The organism is Streptomyces sp. NPDC057271, assembly GCF_042668715.1.
GTDB lineage: Bacteria > Actinomycetota > Actinomycetes > Streptomycetales > Streptomycetaceae > Streptomyces.
Genome location: NZ_JBHUYJ010000042.1, coordinates 1 through 7,799 on the forward strand (window position 1 = coordinate 1; position 7,799 = coordinate 7,799).

Below are 7,799 nucleotides of genomic sequence, written 5' to 3' on the forward strand. Positions count from 1 at the left end.
CCGTCACCACCGGTCACGACTGGATCGAGATCCTGCCCGGCACGCCCACCGGCCCGGCCGAGATCGCCACCCACGGCGACCACCGGATCGTCATGTCCTTCGCCGTCACCGCCCTGCGCACCCCCGGCATCACCTTCGACGACCCCGGCTGCGTACGGAAGACGTTCCCCGACTTCCACCACGTCTTCGGAGCGTTCACCCGCACCCGGTGAAGGGGGCGTGGTCTTTGCGGCAAGAATGGGGGGCATGAGCGACCGCCCCTCTCCTCTCGCCGACCCGCACCTCGTCTTCGATCCGAGCGAAGGCCGCCGGGACATCGTCGTCCTCGGCTCCACCGGGTCCATCGGCACCCAGGCCATCGACCTGGTCCTGCGCAACCCCGACCGCTTCCGGGTCACCGCCCTCGCCGCCTCCGGCGGCCGGGTGGAACTGCTCGCCGAGCAGGCCCACCGGCTCGGGGTCGACGCGGTCGCCGTCGCCCGCGCGGACAAGGCCCCCGCGCTGCGGGAGGCGCTGACCGGGCTGTACGGCCCCGGTGCCACGCTCCCCGAGATCCTCGTCGGGCCCGACGCCGCCACCGCCCTGGCCGCCTCGCCCTGCCACACGGTCCTCAACGGCATCACCGGCTCCATCGGTCTGGCGCCCACGCTCGCGGCCCTCGAAGCCGGCCGCACCCTCGCCCTCGCCAACAAGGAGTCGCTGATCGTCGGCGGCCCGCTGGTCAAGGCGCTGGCCAAGCCCGGTCAGATCATCCCCGTCGACTCCGAGCACGCCGCCCTCTTCCAGGCGCTCGCCGCCGGCACCCGCGCCGACGTGCGCAAGCTCGTCGTCACCGCCTCCGGCGGCCCCTTCCGCGGCCGTACCAGGGAGGAGCTGGCCCACGTCACCCGCGAGGACGCGCTCGCCCACCCGACCTGGGCGATGGGGCCGGTCATCACGGTCAACAGCGCCACCCTGGTGAACAAGGGCCTGGAGGTCATCGAGGCGCACCTCCTCTACGACATCCCCTTCGACCGCATCGAGGTCGTCGTGCACCCCCAGTCGTACGTGCACTCGATGGTCGAGTTCACGGACGGCTCCACGCTCGCCCAGGCCACCCCGCCGGACATGCGTGGCCCGATCGCCCTCGGCATCGGCTGGCCCCAGCGCGTCCCGGACGCGGCCCCCGCCTTCGACTGGACCAAGGCCTCCAGCTGGGAGTTCTTCCCGCTCGACACCGAGGCCTTCCCCTCCGTCGGCCTCGCCCGCCACGTCGGCGAACTGGGCGGCACCGCGCCCGCCGTCTTCAACGCCGCGAACGAGGAGTGCGTCGAGGCGTTTCTCGCCGGAAAGCTGCCGTTCAACGGAATCATGGATACGGTCACGGCAGTCGTCACCGAACACGGCACCCCCGAGCGGGGAACCCCACTGACGGTGTCGGACGTCCTGGAAGCGGAGACCTGCGCCCGGGCCCGGGCCCGGGAACTGGCAGTACTCGCTGCGAAGGCAACCGCGGAGGCGCGCGCATGACCGTTCTTCTGACGCTCCTCGGCATCGCGCTGTTCGCGTTCGGCCTGCTCGTCTCCATCGCCTGGCACGAGCTGGGCCACCTCTCCACCGCCAAGCTCTTCGGCATCCGGGTGCCGCAGTACATGGTCGGCTTCGGCCCGACCATCTGGTCGAGGAAGAAGGGCGAGACCGAGTACGGCATCAAGGCCATCCCGGCCGGCGGCTACATCCGGATGATCGGCATGTTCCCGCCCGGCAAGGACGGCCGGATCGAAGCACGCTCCACGTCGCCCTGGCGCGCCATGATCGAGGACGCCCGGGAGGCCTCCTTCGAGGAGCTCCAGCCCGGCGACGAGAAGCGGCTCTTCTACACGCGCAGGCCGTGGAAGCGCGTCATCGTGATGTTCGCCGGCCCGTTCATGAACCTGATCCTCGCCGTTCTGCTCTTCTTCGGCAGCGCCATGGCCGTCGGTTTCGAGGCCCAGACCACCAAGGTCGCGGGCGTCACCCACTGCGTCATCGACCAGAGCGAGAAGCGCGACACCTGCAAGCCCGGCGACCGCCCGTCGCCCGCCAAGGCCGCCGGACTCCTCAAGGGCGACCGGATCGTCGCCTTCAACGGCGAACGCGTCACGGACTGGAACACCCTCTCCGACCGCATCCGCGCCACCACCGGGCCCGCCACCGTCACCGTCCAGCGCGACGGCGAGGAGCTGGACCTCCAGGCGACGCTCCTGGAGAACAAGGTCCTGAAGAAGGACGCCGACGGAAACGTCGTCCAGCCCGTCGAGTACGTCTCCGCCGGCTACCTGGGCTTCGAGTCCGGCCGCGAGGTCGTCCCGCTCACCTTCGGCGAGTCCGCCTCCCGGATGAGCGACCAGCTCCAGGCCGGCTTCGAGGCCGTCCTCGCCCTGCCCGGCAAGATCCCGGACCTCTGGGACGCCACCTTCGGCGACGGCGAGCGCAAGCAGGACTCACCCGTGGGCGTCGTCGGCGCGGCCCGGATCAGCGGCGAGCTGATGAGCATCGAGGCACCGGCGGAGACCCGGCTGGTCTTCTTCCTCCAGCTGCTCGTCATGTTCAACGTGTCGCTGTTCCTCTTCAACATGCTGCCGCTGCTTCCGCTCGACGGCGGCCACATCGCGGGCGCCCTGTGGGAGTCCGTACGCCGTCACACCGCGCGGATCTTCCGGCGCCCCGACCCGGGCCCGTTCGACGTGGCCAAGCTGATGCCGGCCGCCTATGTGGTGGCGGGCGTGTTCGTCTGCTTCACCCTCCTCGTCCTCGCCGCGGACATCGTCAACCCGGTGAAGCTGACATGACCGATCGGTGGCCGGGCCCCTGGGTGTCCGGCCACCCGCGCCCGGGACGGTAATCTCGAAGACCTGAGCCCGATGAACCACACCTTGGGGTTGTACAGCTGATGACCGCGATTTCTCTCGGTATCCCGTCCGTTCCGACCCGGCTCGCCGAGCGGCGCAAGAGCCGCCAGATCCAGGTCGGGTCGGTCGCGGTGGGCGGGGACGCGCCCGTCTCGGTGCAGTCGATGACGACGACCCGTACGTCCGACATCGGTGCCACGCTCCAGCAGATCGCCGAGCTGACCGCCTCCGGCTGCCAGATCGTCCGGGTCGCCTGCCCCACGCAGGACGACGCCGACGCGCTCGCCACGATCGCGAAGAAGTCGCAGATCCCCGTGATCGCCGACATCCACTTCCAGCCGAAGTACGTCTTCGCCGCCATCGAGGCCGGCTGCGCCGCCGTCCGCGTCAACCCGGGCAACATCAAGCAGTTCGACGACAAGGTCAAGGAGATCGCCCACGCCGCCAAGGACGCGGGCACCCCGATCCGTATCGGCGTCAACGCGGGCTCCCTCGACGCCCGGCTGCTGAAGAAGTACGGCAAGGCCACCCCCGAGGCGCTGGTCGAGTCCGCGCTGTGGGAGGCCTCCCTCTTCGAGGAGCACGGCTTCGGCGACATCAAGATCTCGGTCAAGCACAACGACCCGGTCGTCATGGTCAACGCCTACCGTCAACTGGCCGCCCAGTGCGACTACCCGCTGCACCTCGGCGTCACCGAGGCCGGCCCCGCCTTCCAGGGCACCATCAAGTCCGCCGTCGCCTTCGGCGCGCTGCTGTCCGAGGGCATCGGCGACACCATCCGCGTCTCCCTCTCGGCCCCGCCGGTCGAGGAGGTCAAGGTCGGCAACCAGATCCTGGAGTCGCTGAACCTCAAGCCGCGCCGCCTGGAGATCGTCTCCTGCCCGTCCTGCGGCCGCGCCCAGGTGGACGTGTACAAGCTGGCCGAGGAGGTCACGGCGGGCCTGGAGGGCATGGAGGTCCCGCTGCGCGTCGCCGTCATGGGCTGCGTCGTCAACGGCCCCGGCGAGGCCCGCGAGGCCGACCTGGGCGTCGCCTCCGGCAACGGCAAGGGCCAGATCTTCGTCAAGGGCGAGGTCATCAAGACCGTCCCCGAGTCGAAGATCGTCGAGACCCTCATCGAGGAGGCGATGAAGATCGCCGAGCAGATGGAGAAGGACGGCGTGATGTCGGGCGAGCCGACGGTCGCCATCGGCGTCTGACGCCCCGTCTCAGGCTCGCTCGCCTCCGGGCGCTTCGAGCCGGGCTCACAGCCCCGTGCGTGCTCGCCCCCTCGTTCCCCGGGGACCGTGCGCGCCCGGGGCTGTTCCGCAGGCGCGCCCTCCGGTTCACTCGCCGGTCACCCGGGGCAGTCGGGGCCCTCGCACCGTCCTCGGGCGTGGGCCGGGGCCCGTGCACTCACCCGCCGCCTCCTCGACGCGCCAGGTACAGTGCGGAGAATCAGCAGACCGCATGGTGAGGCCCCCTCGTGTTGACGCAGACCACCACCCGGGTCCTCGAACCCGCCGACCTCGGAGCCGCGCTCGCCGTCCTCGAGAGCGCCCCCGTGGAGAACGCCTTCGTGACCGCCCGCGTCCAGGCCGCCGGACTCGACCCCTGGCGCCTCGGCGGCGAGATGTGGGGCTGGTACGCCGAGGGACGGCTGCGCTCCCTGTGCTACTCCGGCGCCAACCTCGTCCCCATCTGCGCCACCCCCGAGGCCGTCCGCGCCTTCGCCGACCGCGCCCGCAGGACCGGCCGCCGCTGCTCCTCCATCGTCGGCCCCGCCGAGCCCACCACCCAGCTCTGGAGCCTCCTGGAGCCCAGCTGGGGCCCCGCCAGGGACGTCCGGGGCCACCAGCCACTGATGGTCGCCGAAGGACCCTCCGCCACCGTCGAGCCCGACCCGCACGTCCGCCGCATCCGCAAGGACGAGCTGGAACTGATCATGCCCGCGTGCGTGGCCATGTTCACCGAGGAGGTCGGCATCTCACCGATGGCCGGCGACGGCGGACTGCTCTACCAGGCCCGCGTCGCCGAACTCGTCGGCACGGGTCGCTCCTTCGCCCGGATCGAGGACGGCAAGGTCGTCTTCAAGGCGGAGATCGGCGCCGCGACCCGCCAGGCCTGCCAGATCCAGGGCGTCTGGGTCGCCCCCGAGTACCGCGGCCGCGGCCTCTCCGAGACCGGCATGGCCGCCGTGCTGCGCTTCGCCCTCGCCGACGTCGCCCCGGTCGTCAGCCTGTACGTCAACGACTACAACACCCCCGCCAGGGCCGCGTACCGCCGCGTCGGGTTCCGTGAGGTCGGCGCCTTCATGAGCGTGCTCTTCTGAGGCACTTGTAAGGTGCGGCGCATGGATGACGCAGACGTCACGATCGGACCTGTCGACCTCGCCGCACGCGTCGACGACGCCCTCGCCGTACAGGCCGTGGCCTTCGGACTGAGCGAGGACGAGATCGTCGTACGCCGCCACATCGTGCTGCGCCATCTGCTCAACCCGGGTGCCCGCGCGTACGGGGCGACCACCGCGTCCGGACGGCTGGTCGGTTTCGTGTACGGCATGCCCAACGACCGGACCCACTGGTGGTCAGGGGTGGTGGAGCCGTACCTGCGCGCCAACGGCACCGTCGACTGGCTCGACGGCTCCTTCGTGATCACCGAACTCCACGTCCACCCCGCCCATCAGGGCAGGGGCGTGGGCCGGGAGCTGATCACCACCATCACCGACCAGTCGAAGCTGGCGCGCTCGATCCTCTCGGCGATCGACACCGAGAGCCCGGCCCGCGGCCTGTACCGCTCCCTCGGCTACGTCGACCTGGCCCGCATGGTCCACTTCCCCAGCGCCCCCCGCCCGTACGCCGTGATGGGCGCCCCGCTACCGCTCCCGCGCCGGAACTGACTTACTGATTTCCACCCGCGCGGGCCGCCCGGCTAACCTCCTAGGGGGTGTCCGGCGGACCATGGCCGGGGCCACGACGTCCGGCACGGCACCTCGCCGCGTCGCCGAAGCGCCTGAACGGCTCCGCTGTCCAGGCGCTCCGGCGCCTTGCGATGCGTCCCCCATGCCCTGAGGGCATGGGGAGACCTCATGCGCCAGACGCCGCGTCCGATCCGGCCTGATCCGCCGGGCACCCCTAGCCACCACCCTTACCCGGCAGGAGTACGAGAACCATGGCCAACGCACCGGTCCAGCGCATGTCCCAGTTGATGGCGAAGACGCTGCGCGACGACCCGGCGGACGCCGAGGTCCTCAGCCACAAGCTCCTCGTCCGGGCCGGCTACGTCCGCCGCACGGCCGCCGGCATCTGGAGCTGGCTGCCCCTCGGCAAGAAGGTCTTCTCCAACGTCGAGCGGATCGTCCGTGAGGAGATGGACGCCATCGGCGCGCAGGAGGTCCTCCTTCCCGCGCTCCTGCCGCGCGAGCCCTACGAGGCGACCGGCCGCTGGGACGAGTACGGCCAGGAGCTCTTCCGTCTGAACGACCGCAAGGGCGGCGACTACCTCCTCGGCCCGACCCACGAGGAGATCTTCACCCTCCTGGTGAAGGACCAGTGCTCGTCCTACAAGGACCTGCCCGTCATCCTGTACCAGATCCAGACGAAGTTCCGCGACGAGGCCCGTCCGCGCGCCGGCATCCTGCGCGGCCGCGAGTTCCAGATGAAGGACTCGTACTCCTTCGACACGGAGGACGAGGGCCTCACCCGGTCCTACGCCCTGCACCGCGAGGCCTACCGTCGCATCTTCGAGCGCCTCGGCCTCGACTACCGCATCGTCGCCGCCACCGCCGGCGCCATGGGCGGCTCGAAGTCCGAGGAGTTCCTCGCCCCGGCCGAGGCCGGCGAGGACACCTTCGCCGACTGCCCGAACTGCGACTTCGCCGCCAACACCGAGGCGATCTCCTACGAGCTCCAGCCGGTCGACGGCTCCGCCGTCCCCGCCGCCGAGGAGATCCCCACCCCCGACACCCCGACCATCGAGACCCTCGCCGCCTCTCTCGGCGTCCCGGCCTCCGCCACGCTCAAGAACCTCCTGGTGAAGGTCGACGGCGAGATCATCGCCGTGGGCGTGCCCGGCGACCGCGAGGTCGACCTGGGCAAGGTCGAGGAGCACTTCGCCCCGGCGGCCGTCGAGATGGTCACCGAGGCCGACTTCACCGAGCGCGCGGACCTCGTACGCGGCTACGTCGGCCCGCAGGGCCTGGAGAAGGTCACGTACATCGCCGACCCGCGCGTGGCCCCCGGCACCGCGTGGATCACGGGCGCCAACAAGGAGGGCATGCACGCGAAGAACGTCGTCGCGGGGCGTGACTTCGAGGTCGACCGGTACGTCGACGTCGTCGTCGTCCAGGAGGGCGACCCGTGCCCCACGTGCGGCGCCGGCCTGAAGCTGGACCGCGCCATCGAGATCGGCCACATCTTCCAGCTCGGCCGCAAGTACGCCGACGCCCTCAAGCTCGACGTCCTCGGCCAGAACGGCAAGCCGGTCCGCGTCACCATGGGCTCGTACGGCATCGGCGTCTCGCGCGCCGTGGCGGCGCTGGCCGAGCAGAGCGCCGACGACAAGGGCCTGTGCTGGCCGGCCGAGGTCGCCCCTGCCGACGTCCACGTGGTCGCCGCGGGCAAGGCCGTCCAGACCGAGCTGGCGCTCGAGGTCTCCGAGCAGCTCAGGGCCGCGGGCCTGCGGGTCCTGGTCGACGACCGCGCGGGCGTCTCCCCGGGCGTCAAGTTCACCGACGCGGAGCTGATCGGCGTCCCGAAGATCCTGGTCGCCGGCCGTCGCTCGGCAGAGGGCGTCGTGGAGCTGAAGGACCGCCGCACGGGTGAGCGCGAGGAGCTCCCGGTGGCGGAGGCCATCGCCCGCCTGAGCGCGTAGCACGCCCTGCGCGGGCCCAGGGCGTAGGCCCTACTCGTCTAGGGCAATGCGCTCGACCCCTCCCCTGCCTCTTCCCTC

6 protein-coding genes and 1 pseudogene are annotated in these 7,799 nt (G+C 71.0%); all 7 read left to right on the top strand.

Translation table 11 applies throughout. The features are described from left to right. A pseudogene (locus ACFUJR_RS20365) lies at window positions 1–212 on the top strand (3-phosphoshikimate 1-carboxyvinyltransferase); the annotation flags it as partial. Between the two features lie 34 nt (window positions 213–246). After that, entirely contained in the window at window positions 247–1,509 is a 1,263-nt protein-coding gene (gene dxr / locus ACFUJR_RS20370) for a 1-deoxy-D-xylulose-5-phosphate reductoisomerase (RefSeq protein ID WP_383450607.1), read from the top strand. Continuing rightward, complete coding sequence (locus ACFUJR_RS20375; protein WP_383177864.1) at window positions 1,506–2,810, top strand: M50 family metallopeptidase; 1,305 nt, start codon at window positions 1,506–1,508, stop codon at window positions 2,808–2,810. Before dxr ends, ACFUJR_RS20375 begins: the two co-directional genes overlap by 4 nt. 101 nt (window positions 2,811–2,911) lie before the next feature. Then, complete coding sequence (gene ispG / locus ACFUJR_RS20380) at window positions 2,912–4,069, top strand: flavodoxin-dependent (E)-4-hydroxy-3-methylbut-2-enyl-diphosphate synthase (RefSeq protein WP_383177862.1); 1,158 nt, start codon at window positions 2,912–2,914, stop codon at window positions 4,067–4,069. Between the two features lie 266 nt (window positions 4,070–4,335). Further along, on the top strand, window positions 4,336–5,181 hold the full coding sequence (locus ACFUJR_RS20385) for a GNAT family N-acetyltransferase (protein WP_383177859.1): 846 nt from the start codon (window positions 4,336–4,338) through the stop codon (window positions 5,179–5,181). Window positions 5,182–5,202: 21 nt separating this feature from the next. Further along, on the top strand, window positions 5,203–5,748 hold the full coding sequence (locus ACFUJR_RS20390) for a GNAT family N-acetyltransferase (protein ID WP_383177857.1): 546 nt from the start codon (window positions 5,203–5,205) through the stop codon (window positions 5,746–5,748). 272 nt (window positions 5,749–6,020) lie between these two features. Next, window positions 6,021–7,721, top strand: a complete 1,701-nt coding sequence (locus tag ACFUJR_RS20395) for a proline--tRNA ligase (RefSeq protein WP_383177854.1) — start codon at window positions 6,021–6,023, stop codon at window positions 7,719–7,721. Window positions 7,722–7,799 lie beyond the last annotated feature (78 nt).